The 17017-nt window shown below is 38.5% G+C and carries 17 protein-coding genes; 13 read left to right on the plus strand and 4 right to left on the minus strand.

What is annotated here, in order from left to right:
• The first annotated feature begins 139 nt into the window (after positions 1-139).
• Genes J7E66_RS17500 through J7E66_RS17525 form a run of 6 tightly spaced genes read left to right on the plus strand, consistent with a single transcriptional unit; the run spans position 140 to position 6205 of the window.
• Complete coding sequence (locus J7E66_RS17500; RefSeq protein WP_215002165.1) at positions 140-1243, plus strand: amidohydrolase/deacetylase family metallohydrolase; 1104 nt, start codon at positions 140-142, stop codon at positions 1241-1243.
• Positions 1221-2330: a DgaE family pyridoxal phosphate-dependent ammonia lyase gene (locus J7E66_RS17505; protein WP_215002167.1), complete on the plus strand. Its 1110-nt coding sequence runs from the start codon at positions 1221-1223 to the stop codon at positions 2328-2330. The genes J7E66_RS17500 and J7E66_RS17505 overlap by 23 nt, the downstream gene beginning before the upstream one ends.
• On the plus strand, positions 2327-3082 hold the full coding sequence (dagF, locus tag J7E66_RS17510; RefSeq protein WP_215002169.1) for a 2-dehydro-3-deoxy-phosphogluconate aldolase: 756 nt from the start codon (positions 2327-2329) through the stop codon (positions 3080-3082). Before J7E66_RS17505 ends, dagF begins: the two co-directional genes overlap by 4 nt.
• Entirely contained in the window at positions 3075-4088 is a 1014-nt protein-coding gene (locus J7E66_RS17515; RefSeq protein WP_215002171.1) for a sugar kinase, read from the plus strand. Before dagF ends, J7E66_RS17515 begins: the two co-directional genes overlap by 8 nt.
• Before the next feature lie 16 nt (positions 4089-4104).
• The gene (locus tag J7E66_RS17520) at positions 4105-4827 is read left to right on the plus strand and encodes a GntR family transcriptional regulator (RefSeq protein WP_215002173.1); all 723 of its coding nucleotides are present in this window, start codon (positions 4105-4107) and stop codon (positions 4825-4827) included.
• A gap of 52 nt (positions 4828-4879) precedes the next feature.
• Entirely contained in the window at positions 4880-6205 is a 1326-nt protein-coding gene (locus J7E66_RS17525) for a GntT/GntP/DsdX family permease (protein ID WP_215002175.1), read from the plus strand.
• 182 nt (positions 6206-6387) lie between these two features.
• Here the strand turns inward: J7E66_RS17525 and J7E66_RS17530 are convergent, their stop codons facing one another.
• Positions 6388-6606 (minus strand): DUF4177 domain-containing protein, encoded by a 219-nt coding sequence (locus J7E66_RS17530; protein WP_215002177.1) that lies wholly within the window; start codon positions 6604-6606, stop codon positions 6388-6390.
• Positions 6607-6653: 47 nt separating this feature from the next.
• A complete protein-coding gene (locus tag J7E66_RS17535) occupies positions 6654-7940 on the minus strand; it encodes an NCS2 family permease (RefSeq protein ID WP_215002179.1) in 1287 nt (428 codons plus the stop codon).
• A gap of 122 nt (positions 7941-8062) precedes the next feature.
• On the opposite strand from J7E66_RS17535, the gene J7E66_RS17540 reads away from it, so the two are divergent.
• The 3 genes from J7E66_RS17540 to glsA all read left to right on the plus strand — a co-directional run bounded on the left by J7E66_RS17540 (position 8063) and on the right by glsA (position 10305).
• Positions 8063-8935: a LysR family transcriptional regulator gene (locus J7E66_RS17540; protein ID WP_215002181.1), complete on the plus strand. Its 873-nt coding sequence runs from the start codon at positions 8063-8065 to the stop codon at positions 8933-8935.
• A 44-nt stretch (positions 8936-8979) separates the two neighbouring features.
• Complete coding sequence (locus J7E66_RS17545) at positions 8980-9201, plus strand: YdbC family protein (protein WP_215002183.1); 222 nt, start codon at positions 8980-8982, stop codon at positions 9199-9201.
• A gap of 174 nt (positions 9202-9375) precedes the next feature.
• Complete coding sequence (gene glsA, locus J7E66_RS17550) at positions 9376-10305, plus strand: glutaminase A (protein WP_215002185.1); 930 nt, start codon at positions 9376-9378, stop codon at positions 10303-10305.
• A 298-nt stretch (positions 10306-10603) separates the two neighbouring features.
• Here glsA and J7E66_RS17555 read toward each other — a convergent pair whose 3' ends face one another.
• Positions 10604-11002: a (deoxy)nucleoside triphosphate pyrophosphohydrolase gene (locus J7E66_RS17555; RefSeq protein WP_215002187.1), complete on the minus strand. Its 399-nt coding sequence runs from the start codon at positions 11000-11002 to the stop codon at positions 10604-10606.
• Positions 11003-11332: 330 nt separating this feature from the next.
• Between J7E66_RS17555 and J7E66_RS17560 the strand changes: the two genes are divergently transcribed.
• From J7E66_RS17560 to J7E66_RS17570, 3 genes are all read left to right on the plus strand, one after another.
• Positions 11333-11800 carry a GNAT family N-acetyltransferase gene (locus tag J7E66_RS17560; protein WP_215002189.1) on the plus strand — a complete coding sequence of 156 codons (468 nt, stop codon included), beginning with the start codon at positions 11333-11335 and terminating at the stop codon, positions 11798-11800.
• Between the two features lie 77 nt (positions 11801-11877).
• Positions 11878-12366 (plus strand): peptide ABC transporter substrate-binding protein, encoded by a 489-nt coding sequence (locus J7E66_RS17565; protein WP_215002191.1) that lies wholly within the window; start codon positions 11878-11880, stop codon positions 12364-12366.
• A gap of 288 nt (positions 12367-12654) precedes the next feature.
• Entirely contained in the window at positions 12655-14169 is a 1515-nt protein-coding gene (locus J7E66_RS17570; protein ID WP_215002193.1) for a malate:quinone oxidoreductase, read from the plus strand.
• Between the two features lie 442 nt (positions 14170-14611).
• Here the strand turns inward: J7E66_RS17570 and J7E66_RS17575 are convergent, their stop codons facing one another.
• Positions 14612-15052, minus strand: a complete 441-nt coding sequence (locus J7E66_RS17575; protein WP_215002195.1) for a YfmQ family protein — start codon at positions 15050-15052, stop codon at positions 14612-14614.
• Positions 15053-15296: 244 nt separating this feature from the next.
• Here J7E66_RS17575 and J7E66_RS17580 point away from each other — a divergent pair, with 244 nt between their 5' ends.
• The gene (locus tag J7E66_RS17580; RefSeq protein WP_215002197.1) at positions 15297-16889 is read left to right on the plus strand and encodes a GMC family oxidoreductase; all 1593 of its coding nucleotides are present in this window, start codon (positions 15297-15299) and stop codon (positions 16887-16889) included.
• Positions 16890-17017 lie beyond the last annotated feature (128 nt).

The raw sequence follows: 17017 nt of genomic DNA on the forward strand, positions 1-17017 counted from the left end.
ATGGATTCTAAACATTATAACGTTATATTGACTTGAGTGAAATTACGTGGTAACCTACTCTTGTAAGAAAAACAAAAAAGGTAGATGTAACCGTATACAAGTACCCATTTTATTAGGTTTACCGAAAAGGATGAGGGAAATGAAAGATTGTTTTGTATTACAGAATGTAAAACTTGTCAATGGAAATTCAGTAGACATCAAAGTAGAAAATAAAAAAATCCAAAACATTGTTCCGGCGGGAACTGGAAATGGCGGGGAGGCAATTGACTTTAATCATAAAGTAATTGTTTCCAGCGGCTGGATTGATTTGCATGTCCATGCCTTTCCTGAATTTAATCCATATGGAGATGAAGTGGATGAGATTGGCTATAAAACAGGAGTAACAACGATTGTTGATGCCGGCAGTACTGGCGCTGATCGTTTGCCAGACTTAGTAAACAGCTGTAAAAAGTCGAAGACGAATGTTTTTGCCTTTTTAAATATTTCACGTATTGGTCTAAAGCGAATCGATGAACTAACCGACCTTTCTTGGCTGGATGAAGATGCTTTAAAAGGAGCCATAGCCGAACACAAAGATTTTATTATTGGACTGAAAGCAAGGATTAGTAAAAGTGTTGTGGGTCCAAATGGAATAGAACCATTAAAAATGGCCCGGAAATTTTCTAAGGACACTGAGTTGCCGCTGATGGTTCATATTGGTTCAGGGCCGCCGGATATTAATGATGTCCTCGATTTACTTGAGAAAAAAGACATTATCACCCATTACCTAAATGGGAAAGCCAATAATTTATTTGATGAAGCTGGGAAACCTCTTCCGAAGCTGCTGGATGCCATTAAACGGGGAGTACATTTGGATGTTGGCCATGGAAATGCTAGCTTCTCTTTCCAAACGGCAGAGCAGGCGAAAGAGTATGGTATTCACTTCGATACGATCAGCACGGATATCTATCGAAAAAATCGCTTGCACGGCCCAGTTTATAGTATGGCCAGTGTACTATCTAAATTTTTGTATTTAGGATATCCCTTAAAAGAGGTTATTGATGCCGTTACAGTTAAAGCGGCAGACTGGTTGAATAAGCCGGCACTCGGAAGAATTTCAGTCGGAGATTTAGCTAACCTCACATTATTTTCTATAGAGGATAAAGTGACTCAGTTGATAGATTCTGAAGGAGAAGAACGAACAGCAGAGCAGAATATTGTCGTAAAAGGAGTGGTAATCAATGGAGAATACATTGAATGCTAAATATGGTTTGAAAAGGGTTATCAATGCAAGCGGGCGAATGAGTATTTTAGGTGTTTCAGCTCCCACAGACACCGTAATGGAGGCCATGAAAATAGGCGGGCAAAATTATGTTGAAATCGCTGATTTAGTCGATAAAGCAGGACAGCATATCGCTGGGCTGCTTCAATCAGAGGCAGCGGTTGTCGTGAACTCAGCATCGAGTGGAATCGCTCTTTCGGTAGCAGCAATCGTGACTGAAGGAAATAGACGAAGAAGCGAAAGACTTCATCAAGAAACGATTCAAAAAAATGAAATCATCATTCTGAAGGGCCATAACGTTCAATACGGGGCTCCGGTGGAAACGATGGTTTTTCTCGGCGGCGGAAAATTAGTGGAAGTCGGTTATGCCAATGAGGGCAAAGCGGAGCACATTGCCGATGCCATTACTGAAAATACGGCGGCGATTCTTTTCGTTAAATCTCACCACGCTGTTCAAAAAAATATGATTTCGGTTGAAGAAGCATGGGAAGTGGCGCAAGCGAATCATGTTCCATTGATTGTCGATGCAGCTGCGGAGGAAGATTTGAAGAAATATGTACAAGTGTCCGATTTAGCGATTTATAGCGGCTCGAAGGCGATTGAAGGTCCAACGGCTGGTATCGTTGCCGGAAAACAAAACTATATCGATTGGCTTAAGGTTCAACTGCACTGCATTGGCAGAAGCATGAAAGTCGGTAAAGAAACAACCTTTGGACTTTTGCAGGCATTGGACGAGTATTTTGTCAAGATCGACAATAGCGAAAGGGAAAAAGCCAGTCTGGCTGTTCTCAAATCACTTGAATCCATTGACGGTGTAAAAGTAACGATTGTACAGGATGAAGCGGGACGTGCCATTTTTAGAGCTCGGATTCAGATTGATCCGGCTTTGACGAAAACAACTGCGAAGGAAGTAAATGACCAGTTAAGGAATGGTGAAATTGCGATTTATACCCGTGATTACGGAATTCGACAGGGCTTTTTCGATCTTGATCCACGACCATTACAGGGTGACGACATTTACGTAATTGAAGCCCAATTAAGAGCCATTTTAGGAGGAAGCGAACAATGACAAACATCGAAAAACGTTTTTATCACAACCGAGTCGCATTGAATGTGCTGGCTAATAGTATTGAAAATGCAGTCGAGGTTTTTGAAGCGGCGGAAGGCCATGTACTAGTTGGGGTGCTTTCCAAGGATTATCCTACGGTAGAGGCTGCTGTGACAGCGATGAAGGAATACGGGGCAGCGATTGATGAAGCCGTATCAATTGGCCTTGGCGCTGGGGATAATAAACAAGCAGCTGTGGTAGCGGAAATCGCTAAATTTTATCCGGGTAGTCATATCAATCAAGTGTTTCCTGCTGTCGGGGCAACACGTGCCAATTTAGGGGAGAAAGAGAGCTGGATCAATTCTCTTGTATCACCAACTGGAAAAGTAGGGTACGTTAATATTTCTACTGGTCCTGTAAGTGCGGCAGTTGGTGAAACAGCCATTGTTCCAGTCAAAGCGGCGATTGCCTTAGTGCGGGATATGGGAGGAAATGCCTTGAAATACTTCCCGATGAAAGGCTTAAAGCATGAGGAAGAGTTCCGTGCCGTTGCACAAGCTTGCGGTGAAGAAGGGTTTGCCTTAGAACCAACTGGAGGCATTGATTTAGATAATTTTGAGACCATTTTAGAAATTGCATTGGAAGCAAAAGTGCCTAAAATTATTCCTCACGTTTATTCTTCTATTATTAATAAGAAAACTGGAAAAACAAATCCTGATGATGTGAGGACACTACTCGCCATTACAAAAAAATTGGTTGAAAAGCATGCCTAAACAAATTGTTGCATTCGGTGAAGTAATGATGCGTTTGCAGGTGCCGGGATATGAATTACTGACTCAAGCTAACACATTACAATACTCTTTTTCAGGCACGGGAGTAAACGTTGCTTCTGCGATGACCAAGCTAGGCTATGATGGCTATCTTGTGACGAAATTACCAGAGGATCCTTTAGGTGATGCAGCCATTTCTTTCTTACAGCGATTGGGAATCAATCGGAAATTTGTTTCTAGAGGCGGAAAATATCTTGGGTTGTATTTTTTAGAAAATGGTTTTGGACAGCGGGCGAGCCGGGTTACCTATACCAATCGCCTGGAAAGCAGCTTTAATACCGCTCATGTTTCGGATTACGATCTGGATTTGATTGCCGAGCAAACAGATATTATTCACTTTTGCGGTATTACGCTTGCCATGACCGATGGTGTTCGTGCTAGTATGAAAGAGCTGGCTAAAAAGGTAAAAGAAAAAGGCGGATTGGTTTGTTTCGATTGTAATTACCGCCCTTCCTTATGGGAGGGAGGGTACAGTGAGGCGAAACCTCATTATGAAGACATGCTGGCTTTGGCTGATATCGTCATGATGAATGAAAAAGATGCGATGTATATTTTAGGAATGGAGACAGCAGAAACCTCCCGGGAGGAACAGCTGAAAGACCTCATTCCTAAGGTGGCAAAACACTTCGATATTCAAACGCTTGCGGGAACACACCGAGGGATTAATAGTGATAATACCCATTCTATACGGGGATATTTGTATAAAGATGGGCAGTTTCACTTCTCAGAAAAGATTTCTTTTTCCGTGTATGATCGAATTGGAGCCGGAGATGCTTTTACTAGCGGGATTTTACATGGGGAACTGGCTGGATTTTCACCTGAGAAAACAGTCCGGTTTGCAGCTGCAGCAGGAATGCTGGCCTGCACCATTGTTGGCGATACCCCGATGTCGACGGAAGATGAGATCTTGTCCGCCATGGCCGGAACCATTGATGATATAAAGAGATAAAAGGAGCGAGTAGGGAATGAATGTGAATCGAAAAAAGGGACCTATGTACTTACAAATAAAAGAAATATTGAAGGATCGTATTTTACATGGTGTTTATGCAATTCACACGAACATTCCCTCCGAGCCTCAATTAGAAGAAGAATTTAATGTAAGCAAAATTACGATACGGAATGCCATTAAAGAACTGGCTCAAGAAGGATATCTGGAGAAGAAAAGTGGTAAAGGAACAAAGGTCATCGCGAATGTATCGTCTGCGAAGCTTTCAAAAGGAAAACGCTTTACGGAACTATTAGTAGAAGAAGGCCACCACATCACCAAAAAGGTGTTAAATATTAAAAAGGCTGAATTGTCTTCAGACTCGGAACTTTATTCTTTATTTGGAAGCCATTGTGTCCAAATTGAACGACTCTACTTATTGGACAACGAGCCCTATATTCATTTCACTCATTACATCTTATTAGACATAAGTGAGGAAGAATTAGAGGATGTCAATTTCGGATCTTTGTACCGCTTTTTAGAAGAGCAAAACATTAGACTGGAATCATTCCGAGATGAGTTTGCTGTTTCGATTGCACCTAGTCATGTTAGTGAAAGATTAAACGTAGAAAAAGACACAGTGGTGTTAAAAAGAATTCGTCGTTCCAGTGATGATGAAGGAAATGTATTGGAATATAGCGTGGGTTACTATAATACAGGTAAACAAAATTATATTGTTAATTATAATGATTCCATTCAGTAACCCATTTTTTTGAATAGTATGTAAGCGATTTCTTAGGGGAGAGTGAGAAAATATGAGTTTATATTTAATAGGTATTACGTTGGCAGCGATTGTCATCGTAATTTTAGGAGTATCGTGGTGGAAATGGCATGCATTTATTAGTTTAACTGTCGCCGGCCTGTTTCTTGCTGTTTTTTCTGGCGTACCAATGGACAAGATTGTCACAGCCTATGAAACGGGAGTGGGCGCTGTCCTTGGACATCTGATTGGAATTTTAGCGTTGGGAACCATCTTAGGTAAAATGATGTCTGACTCAGGTGCGGGCATGCAAGTAGCCGATTTCTTTATCAAAAAATTCGGTGTGAAATACCTGCCATGGGCGATGCTTCTTTCTGGTTTTATTATTGGGATTCCTGTGTTTTTTGAGGTTGGTCTAGTAATCTTGCTGCCTTTGGTTATTTCGATTCGCAAATCTAATAAACAAAACATTCTATTAATTGGTATCCCGGTGCTTGCCGGATTGTCGATTGTGCACGGATTAGTTCCTCCGCATCCTGGTGCGATGACAGCGATTGGCATTTATAATGCAAACTTAGGACATGTAATGCTTTATTCATTAATTATAGCTTTTCCAACGGCCGTCATCGCCGGACCTTTATTTTCAAAATGGATTCAAAAACGGGTAACTCCTGTTGGAGAACCGGAATTAATCCGCGTGGTGACAAAGTCAAGCGGGTTACCAAGTATAGCGATTTCGTTTTTCATTATCTTGCTGCCTGTTTTATTAATAATGTTAACGGTAATTGCCCCATATCTTTCACTGCCAGGTGCTATTGAAAAATTTCTATTGCTTATTGGCAGCCCGGTTATTGCTTTACTAATTTCATGTTTTGCAGCCTATTTCTTCTTGGGTTTCCGCCAGGGTATGGACAGGACGTTAATTAAAAAATTAACGGAAGAATGTTTATTACCATTAGCTTCGATTATTCTCATAATTGGGGCAGGCGGAGCGTTCAAGCAAATTCTAATTGAAAGCGGTGTAGGGACAGCGATTGCAGCAATGTCCGAGCAAATGTCCTTATCACCGATTGTCCTAGCCTTCCTAGTTGCGGGATTAATCCGAGTCGCTACCGGTTCAGCAACTGTTGCGCTAACAACCGCAGCTGGAATTGTTTCTCCAGTAGTGGAGCATATGTCAGGTGTTAACCTAGAATTATTAGTTATCGCTACTGGTGCAGGTTCATTAATGCTTTCACATGTAAATGATGCCGGCTTCTGGTTGGTAAAAGAATATATGGGATTGACTGTTAAAGAAACATTCAAGACATGGACAGTTATGGAAACGCTCCTTTCTTTTGTCGCCTTTATTTTAGTTTTAATTTTGGATGTATTTGTTTAAGGTCATAGATTTGACTTTTTGAAAAAACATTAGAATACTATAAAAATTGGGGAGTTCCATTAAACAGGAACTCCCTATTTATTTATTGCTCCTAATTATATAAATTACTACCAAGTCTCAGGTTTTTCTTACAGCAGGAGTCGACTCTTTATCAGATTATTCTACATAAAATTACAATTATATTATTTTACTGACTGATTCATTGTTTTTAGTCCGTTTGGAATTCTTTCAAAAATAATTTCAAAATAGGTAGCAACACCATATCCAGAAGTAACCGGAGCGAATAATTGGATGAATTTCCAACCATCTTTCGCATGGTTAGCAATGATTTCATGATAATCTTCCTTTGGCATATTGTTCCATTTACTAAGTTTAATTTTTACTAATTTATATTCGAACATTATTCAAACCTCCATTTTAAGAAATATAGTGATGAAACGAAAAAAATTTAAAATACGTATGGAATCACAAAATTGCTAATAAACAGAATGGCAATCAAATAAAGCGCAGGGTGAACTTCCTTCCCTTTCCCCATTAAAAGCTTCATCAATGGGTATAGAATAAAGCCGATAGCCATGCCATCTGCAATGCTATACGTTAATGGAATCAATACAATAATTAGAAGTGCAGGAAAGCTCTCACTTAAATCGTCCATTGAAATATGAACAATGTTTTGCAGCATAAGAACCCCGATTAATATCAGAATGGGCGAAACCGCACTTGCGGGAACCATTTTAATCACTGGTATAAACAAGATAGAAACAAGAAACATAAACCCGGTCACAACACTGGTTAACCCTGTTCTTCCACCGGCTGTAATTCCCACTGCTGCTTCTACAGATGAAACGGTAGGACTCGTTCCAAAGATTCCAGCAGATAAAACCGAAACAGCTGTAGCCTGGAGTGATTTCTTACTGCTTTCAGGACGGTTTAACATCTTGCTTTGTCCATGGATCAAGCCGATATTTTCAAACACAACTACCATTGCAAATGAAATGGAAGTTAGCCAGAATACGATATTGCCTGCTTGTACCCACGATGCTTGGCCAAAAACGTCAAAGTAGTCATGGAAAGATGCCATGGAAAAAGAAATCCCCTCAAAAGTAGCTCCCCCGAGCCAAATCGATAAAAACGAGGTAATCATAATACTTAATATAAGATTTCCAGGTACATTTTTAATAAATAATATAATTGTAATAATCAAACCAATAAATGTTGTGATGGCAGAGGGACTGCTTAAATCCCCAATGGCAAGCAGGGTGTGCTCAGAATTCGTAATAATACCAGCATTGTCAAACCCAATTAAAATCAATAAAATTCCGATTCCGATGGTAATGGCTTCTTTTAAGGAATTAGGAATGGCGGACGTAACTACTTTCGCCATTGGTGTAAAGGCAATAGCAACGAAGATCAGCCCTGAAACAGAAGTCATCGCCAACGCTTCCTGCCAAGTAAATCCCCCAGATTGAACGATGGTATAGGTAAACATCGCATTGAGCCCCATACCAGGAATGAGGAGAAGAGGGGTATTACTCCATAATCCGACAAGTACACATCCAAAAAAACTGGTTAATATTGTCGCAATGATTCCCGCCTCCATCGGAATTCCGGATGCTGCTAAAATCGTTGCGTTGACAATAATAATGTAAACCGCGGTTATATATGAAATAAAACCTGCGGAAAATTCCTTTGCCATTGTCGTACCATGTTGATGCAATTTAAAAAAACGTTCCATATCAATCCCCTTTTCTAACTACCGGATGAAATCGATAGTTATCATATCATGGACATATACTATACGAAAAATATATAATTTATATGGAAACCATACTTTTTTTATATAGCAGGAGAAAATCAATGGACATTAAACAATTACGGTATTTTATAGCAATAGCTGAGGAAAAGAATATAACGGCCGCTGCTAATCGGCTGCATATGTCTCAACCACCACTTAGCATACAGTTGAAACAATTGGAGGATGAGCTAGGTGTTAAATTAATCGAGCGAAATGGCAAGAGAATGGAGTTAACCGATAAAGGAAACGTACTCTATAATCGCGCTTTGCATCTTGTGAACAGTGTTGAAGAACTAAAAAATGAATTACAAGAAACAGAAGAGGGGAAAAGGGGTGTTCTAGCTGTGGGGATCAATACCTTACCGGTTACAGGATTTCCAGAAATGTTCCAATCCTTCCACAAAAAGTATTCCCTTGTTTCCGTAAAAATCGTTCAAAATGATTCACTTTATTTAGCGGAAATGGTAAAAACGAGGGCCATTGAAATGGCATTTGTACGTTTGCCACTTGAACATCGTGGTTTGACTTATCATCATCTAATTAATGAGCCCTTTGTTTTCGTGAGCAAGAAGAAAGCACACATATTATCTTTGGAAGAAATTTCACATATGCCTCTTATTATTCCAAGTTCTGAGGGCTTAGGTATCTATAATGTTATTCATGAAGCATTTTCTAGACAAAAGCTTCCACTAATAAGTATTGCGGAATGCTCTGATATGCATGTATTAATGGAGATGGTTAAGGGAGGGATGGGAGCAACGATCGTGCCAAAATCTGTTTTAGATGTCTATGGAGACAAAAGTCTCTACTCTACACCGATTAAGGATGCCAATTTGATCTCTTCATTAGGAGTCATTTGGCTTGAACATCATTTTGTCTCCACACCTGCTAAAAATTTTATGGAGCTAGTAAAGGAATACTATAGGCTTTCATGAACATAATGACTAAAGGAATAATGATGGATTGGAGGCCAAGGATGATGGCTGAAATTAAATTTGAAATAAAAGAGACTATTGGGGCAATTTCACAGTCCCCAAAAGGCTGGAGCAAAGAACTAAATCTGATTAGTTGGAACGGAAAAGAGCCCAAATATGATTTACGTGAATGGGCACCGGACCATGAGAAAATGGGAAAAGGTGTTACATTGACGGTTGAAGAGCTAAAGTCGTTAAGGGATTTGTTGAATGGGCTGGGGTTATAATTAGCTCAGGAATTGGGGCCATTAGCTATATAGGGGCCCCTTCTTTATTCATATTAGATCCTTAAATTAGTTCTACTTGGGTTTGGTTACATAGCGGGTTCATGTGAACATTTTTGTTTTTTCTAATGGAATGCTCGCCCTATCATTCGCCCATACTACTATGGGTGATGCAGAATGCCATGTCAAAAAAGTGACGATTTACGGCGATTAGTGGAAGAGGCAAAAAGATATACAAGAGATGGCAAGGTTGCAGACTATATTCCCGAGCTGGCTAAAGCAAATCCAGGTGATTTGTCTATTGCTATTAATTATCCTGACGGAAGATGTATCTCAGCGGGGGATATTGATAAAAAGATTACGCTCCAAAGTATCTCAAAGGTAATAAGCTTAGCTCTTGTTTTAATGGAAAGAGGTTTTCGTTATGTATTTGAACGGGTTGGGATGGAGCCTACTGGAGATCCGTTTAATTCTATTGCCAAATTAGAAACAATGGCACTAGCTAAACCATTAAACCCGATGATCAATGCAGGGGCACTTGTGGTGACTCATATGATTAAAGGGGATTCAGTAGAGGATCGGTTTAATCGGTTATTAGGCTTTATCCGGGAATTGTCCGGCGACCCTTCGGTTGGATATAGTGAGAAGGTAGCCCGATCCGAATTTGAATCTGCTGATTTAAATCGGGCATTATGTTATTTTCTCAAACAGCATAAAATCATCACTGAAGATGTTGAAACATTATTGGATTTATACACAAAACAGTGTGCTGTCGAAATGAATTGTTTGGATTTAGCGAGAATCGGCATGATATTTGCGATGGATGGAGTGGATCCTCTTAACGGAAAACGGTTTATGCCCGACGATGTAGCAAGAATTTGCAAAACTTTTATGGTTACGTGCGGAATGTATAATGCATCGGGCGAATTCGCCATAAAAATAGGTATTCCGGCTAAAAGTGGTGTATCAGGCGGAATCATGGGGGCTGTTCCTGGTAAATTTGGACTTGGAATTTTCGGGCCTGCATTGGATGAAAAAGGGAACAGTGTTGCTGGGCTTAAACTTTTGGAACTTTTATCAAGAAATTATCGACTGAGTATGTTTTAAGGTAGAGCTGAAGTAATGGAAGCTGTCAGAAAATACAATTGTTTTATGACGGATTTTATTAAATGACTAGTGGATTACCGGTATTATATCGAATGGAATGGTCAAAGACTCCTGACCCAAACCTGCCATTGTTCCCTCAAATGGGAATATGTCTAATAAATGAAGTCGACATGACGGAAAAGGAACTAAACAAAGCACTTCCGGAAGATTATGGTGAAAATCAAATTAGAGCACGAAATACCTGCAACACTATATATAGAGTTTACAAAAAAAGTTTAGTCTTCTCTTTTCGAGAAGACTATTTTTCATGGATTAATTGCTTAACTGCTGGAATGTCTGCCGGTGCCCACCTTAGTGAATCTAGATTTTCTGTTTTTAGCCAAATTAACTTGGAATGCTCACTTGTAGTTGGTGTTCCTTCGACAACCTTACATTTTATTGATATTAAATTAATGATAAATGTTTCGTATTCATGTGTATTATCGTTAAATACTTCATTTAGTGTCTCTATTTTACAGCCCAATTCTTCATCGATTTCCCTTACGAGGGCTGAGTAGATGTCCTCATTTGCTTCCACTTTTCCGCCTGGAAACTCCCACATATTTGGAATAGACATTTCTGGGGACCTAAGAGCACAAAGAATCTCATTCTGTTCATTTTCAATAATTGCTGCAACTACTTTTACGAGCTTTTTCAATGTAATCCTCCTTGATGATTGATTTACTAGTCATAATATATCACTTTTGATGTAAATATTCTTTAAGGGAATTTTTCTTTTTATTGTGAAAGTCTTGTTGGAAAAATAAACCTAATAATCTATCATTAAGATAATAGAACGAATCGGTTTACAGGAGTGATGTTTTGGAAAAATAACTAGTAGTCGTCAGGAAGCTACCAAAAAGTCACAAAATACAGCCTATATTTTTGCATTGATAGCTGAGGCATCTAACAGAGAGTTTGAGTATAGTAAAGTTAGACTAATTTATATTAAAAAGAACGAATATTCCTGTTGATGGGGGATCTAGCAATGCAACTATATTTTTACGATGAGAGATATAAGAATGATATCGAACAGTATCAATTATCGGAGGAACAACTTCGATTTACTGGTACGCCAACAGAATGTATCAAACTTTCAAATGAAGATCCAGATCGATATTCAATCTTAGCGATGGATCAAGAAAATTTGGTCACCTTTTTCAATCTACATAAAAATGAAGGAGTAAAACCATTTTCTAATAATGATCGATCCATTTTACTAAGAGCCTTTTCGACAGATTTCCGTCATCAAGGTAAGGGGTATGCCAAAAATGTACTTTTGCAATTACCTTCCTTTGTAAAGGAACACTTTATTGAAACGAATGAAATTGTCCTAGCAGTTAACCTTCAAAATACGGTCGCACAAGGATTATATAAAAAATGTGGATTTATTGATGAAGGAGAACGAAGGATGGGGAGCAAAGGGGAACTAATCATCATGAGTTATCATTTGTAGGTTTTAGAAGTTTCTTTAAAAAGGAACTCCAAATCCAAAAAAGCCCTAGTATTAGTTAATGAAAGGGGGGCATAAAATTGAAAATTAAGTTTGCTTCCATGCTATTGATCATATCGACCTTTCTTACGGCTTGTAACCTTGGAGTAAAACCGGAGGAACATTTAGGAGAAATATACAGCGTTGCGTTGGACGCAATCATGGAAAAAGACGAGGCATTGAGTAGTGAAATGAAATTTATTGCTATTGATATGAGCAATTTCGACGATGGATTAAGTGCGAAGGATAAAAAAGAAATTATGATTTTTTTCAAAGATAAATATAAAGTCGATGTAATGGATGCCACTTTTGATGAACTAAAAGAAAAAGGTTACTACAATGCAGATAAAATGTCTTTGGATGGTGTACTCCTTAGAATAGAGAAAATGGATTTTAAACTAAATAACAATGTTTTCTTTGAAGGTTCTAAATATAGATCAGGATTAGGTGCAATTGGTGTAGAAGGTACTGTCCACTATACCGAAGGAAATTGGCAAATAAAAAAGTTGAAAGAGACCTGGATAAGCTAATTTTAAATAAAGGTGTTTGACCCCCTGGCGCATTAAAGATTTAACACAATGGGGGTCAGGCACCTTTTATTAGAACTATTTAAAAAGAATACTAGTTTCATAAAAGGATTTCTCACTTTTTACCGGCTTTTAAATAATTTAAAATTATCATATAATATAAGTGTATAAATCTATAAACAACATTTTTACACTATAAATGGTTATAATTAAGACAGAAAAGGTGTGTGACTAGGTCGCGCTTAGGTTAGTGTGACGTCTAGCCAAATTTTAGGGAAAAGGTTGATGAAAATGAACAACATAGAAACTAAAACAGACGTCATTTTAATTGGCGCCGGAATCATGAGTGCGACTTTAGGGACACTCTTAAAAGAATTAGTACCGGAATGTGAAATTACTGTGTTTGAGAAGCTCGCAAACGCAGGTGAGGAAAGCTCTAACGAGTGGAATAATGCGGGTACGGGGCATGCGGCACTATGTGAACTTAACTACACAGTCGAAAAACCGGATGGATCTTTAGATATTAGTAAAGCAATAAAAATTAATGAACAGTTTCAGGTTTCCATGCAGTTTTGGTCTTATCTTGTTAACAGCAAGCTGATGCATAATCCAGAGGATTTTATCAGACAACTGCCTCATATGAGTTTAGTACAAGGGGAACAAAATGTTACGTTTTTAAAGAAACGTTTTGAAGCGCTGTCAAACAATCCCCTATTCCAAGGGATGGAATTTTCGGATGACCATGATAAACTGGCGGAATGGATTCCGCTTATCATGGAAGGCCGTAAAGTGAATGAACCGATAGCCGCAACTAAAATGGACGCTGGAACGGATGTCAACTTTGGTGCCTTAACACGGATGTTGTTTGATCACTTAGAGAGTAAAAATGTCAATATAAACTACAAACATAGTGTTAATAATATTAAACGTACTAGCGACGGCTTGTGGGAATTGAAAGTGCAGAATCTCGATAGCGGTACGGTCGAGCGCCATACGGCAAAATTCGTCTTTATTGGAGGCGGGGGAGGAAGTCTGCATTTACTGCAAAAATCCGGTATTCCTGAAGGAAAACATATTGGAGGATTCCCGGTAAGCGGAATATTTATGGTGTGCAATAATCCGAATGTTGTAGAGCAGAATCATGCAAAAATATACGGAAAAGCTAAGGTTGGTGCTCCACCAATGTCTGTTCCGCATCTTGACACAAGATTTATCGACAATAAAAAATCGTTGCTATTTGGACCATTTGCCGGCTTTTCACCAAAGTTCTTAAAAACTGGTTCCATGTTTGACTTGGTAACTTCTGTAAAACCAGATAATATCTTAACTATGTTGGCGGCAGGCGTAAAAGAGATGTCATTGACAAAATACTTGATTCAGCAAGTTATGTTATCGAAAGAACAACGCATGGAGGAGTTACGTGAGTTTATCCCGAACGCCAAAAGCGAGGATTGGGATTTAGTAGTAGCGGGCCAACGTGTGCAAGTTATCAAGGATACTGAAGCTGGCGGCAAAGGAACGCTTCAATTTGGTACGGAAGTTATTACTGCTGCTGATGGCTCGATCGCAGCATTACTAGGCGCTTCACCGGGTGCTTCTACTGCCGTGCACGTTATGCTTGAAGTAATCAAAAAATGTTTCCCGCAACATCTGAATAAGTGGGAACCGAAAATCAAAGAAATGATTCCTTCTTTTGGCATGTCACTAATGGAAAACCCCGAGCTTCTGCACGAAATTCATACATCAACAGCAAAGACGCTTGGTCTAAGCGAAAAAGAGCTGGAAAAAGAGTTGGTCTTTAGTTAGACCTTAGGATGTAGAATCCAAGGTTGCTATTGAATAGATTCACTCGATAGTTTTTAAGAGAATTATAAAAAGAGTGGAGAAAAAACTAACTAAACGGTTAATTAAATTGGACAACCCTTGGTATACATGGACTGAGAAACTAACCAAACGTTTGATTAAATACTTTTCAAGAGACCCTGATAACGCTCATCAGGGTTCTTTTTATTTTCTATATTTTTATATAAATGGTGAAGGAGAGTTAGAGAAAAAAGAGTCTTGACCAACAAAAATGAACACAGGCATAAGGCTCCCGTGTTCATTTTCAAATAAGAGTAAAATTATTATTCAATTTTTAGAAAAGCTGAGGATAGGTGTAGGTTTTTCTAGTCAACAATCGCACTCCGATAGATTAAGTACAACTTTTCACAAATAGTTGAAACCGACTTTCTTCTGATCTATTAAACTAAATCCCCTGTACGGCCAAAGAACCTTTTTGGAGATGATCTGAAAGGAGACTATACGCAACTACTTTCTTCTTGTACTGTTTGACTACATCAATGCGATCGTTGTAGCTAAAAACAAATAACCTAACATCTTTTTTGCCTCTTTGTGTATCAATAACTAATGGAGTCTCACTGTTCTCTGGATGCAAATATAATTCCTCGGTCCCTGGAAATATATAATGCTGCTTTAAAAATGTTGCTTCGTTAAAGGAATGAATAACTTGAATTTTGTCTTTACCTTCTAAGAGTTTTCCGTCAATTGTTACAGTGACATTCGGTTCACTAAGTTTTGAATGAATTTCAAATTTCCTTATAAGCCATTCCACAGGACCAGTTGGAAGACAAGTCATTAATATTTTTACAATACTTAAAAGAATTATCGAAATTACAGCCCAGGTCATTTTCCATCATCTCCATTAAAGCTTTAATTTATTATTAGGGTTTATTATTAATTAAATAATATCTCAACTAGAACAATTATTAACCATCCAATTCGGTTAAAAATATACCATCCACTTTCAGAACTTCTCTTATAAAATATATTCTAAAATAACAAAAAGGAAGGGTGAATAGGTGTATCTTACCCACTACTCCCCCGGTGTTTTTTCATAGGATAATTAAACTGAAAAAAAAGGGGAATGCAATATGAATGAAAGCCGGTCAAAAAATATATTTGACTATATTGTTGTGGGGACTGGACCTGCTGGTGCAGTTATGGCTAAGACACTTACAGATGATAAAAAAACCTCGGTACTCGTTTTGGAAGCAGGAGAAAATAATGATCGGGATCAGCCAATTAGAGATTCTAGATTTGCTCCTGAACTTGAAGAGAAGTTTTTCCCACAGTATTTTTGGCAAGGAGAAGGTGTACCACAACCAGAGGTGGATGAAAGAGCTTTTGAATGGACAACAGGCCGTCTTTCAGGCGGGGGATCTTCCATCAATGGGGAACAGTATGTCAGACCTACACCAGCAGTATTAAAGGAATGGGAAAGGCTTTTGGGTTCGTTGTGGTCACCCGAACAAGCGATTCAAAACTTCAAACAGTTAGAAAATTATGATGGGAAAACGAATAATCCAGTAATTCATGGCTTTCATGGTCGTTTAAATATCAGACAAACTCCTACTAATCCTCCACATGTAACGAAAAAATTAGTTTCAGCGATAAAGGATGCAACAGGCTTTCCTAATATTCTTGATTATAATGACCCCAGAACTCCACTGGGTCCTTTTAACCGATGGCAATTATATCAGCGATCGAATGGAGAGCGTGAGAGTTCCTCAACTGCATTTTTATCTTCAGATATCATGACTCCCGATGGAATTGGAGTAAATGATCGAAAATTAAGGGTTTTTTATAAATCAACCGCCCTCCGCATTCTATTCGAGGGTAAGGAGGCAATTGGAATTGAATTTCTTAAAGAAGGGCGAATGGTACAAGCATTTGCCCGGAAAAAAGTGATTATTTCAGCAGGGATAAACAGTGCCCAGCTTCTCATGTTATCTGGGATTGGACCTTCCAAGGATTTAAAACAGACTGGCATACCAATTGTTTTTGATAATCCCAATGTTGGTAAATATTTAACCAATCATACGTTAAACACCGCTACCTTTACGATGAATCAAAAGGATATTCCTGAACTTCAAAACGACCCGTTTTCCCTTTATACAGGTGGAGCCTTCTTGCCTCATCCTCTTTCAGGAAGAAGTGATCGCAGTAGAGCAGTACAACTTATAGGAATTCCAGCAGAGGGAAATTTAATCATTGCGATTCTATTTTTAAAACCAAAAAGCCGAGGAACGATTAAAATACAAAATAATGATCCCTTAAATATTGTACTTGCTGATGAAGGTTTTCTTGAAAACGAGTATGACCTCAACTCCATTAAAGAGATTTATAGGACGTATATTAAAAATATTGCAGAAAAACTATCAAACATTGATCCAACATACCAGCTGGTAAATCCAACACTTGAAACAATGAATGATGATGAACAACTTGAAAATTTCATTAAAGAAAACTTTGGTCATAATCACCATCAACAAAGTTCACTACGAATGGCACCATTGAATAAAGGTGGCGTAGTTGATCGTTTTGGAAGTGTACATGGAGTCGATAATCTAATAGTTGCCGATGCACAGATTATTCCCTTTACGGTTGATGGCAACACATCTGCAGCAGCATTCCTCATTGGATATACCATTGCCAAACAATTAATGCAGGAAAAATGGAATTAAATAGATTACAGAATACCCCAAACCGTTTGACGTATAAAATAATGATTCCGTAAGAAAGCAGCAAAAAAAATAACTATCACTAAACTCTTGTCCACTCAAAATTAAAAAGTAAATCATAGTGTAATAGC

It is taken from the genome of Bacillus sp. ISL-7, assembly GCF_018613065.1.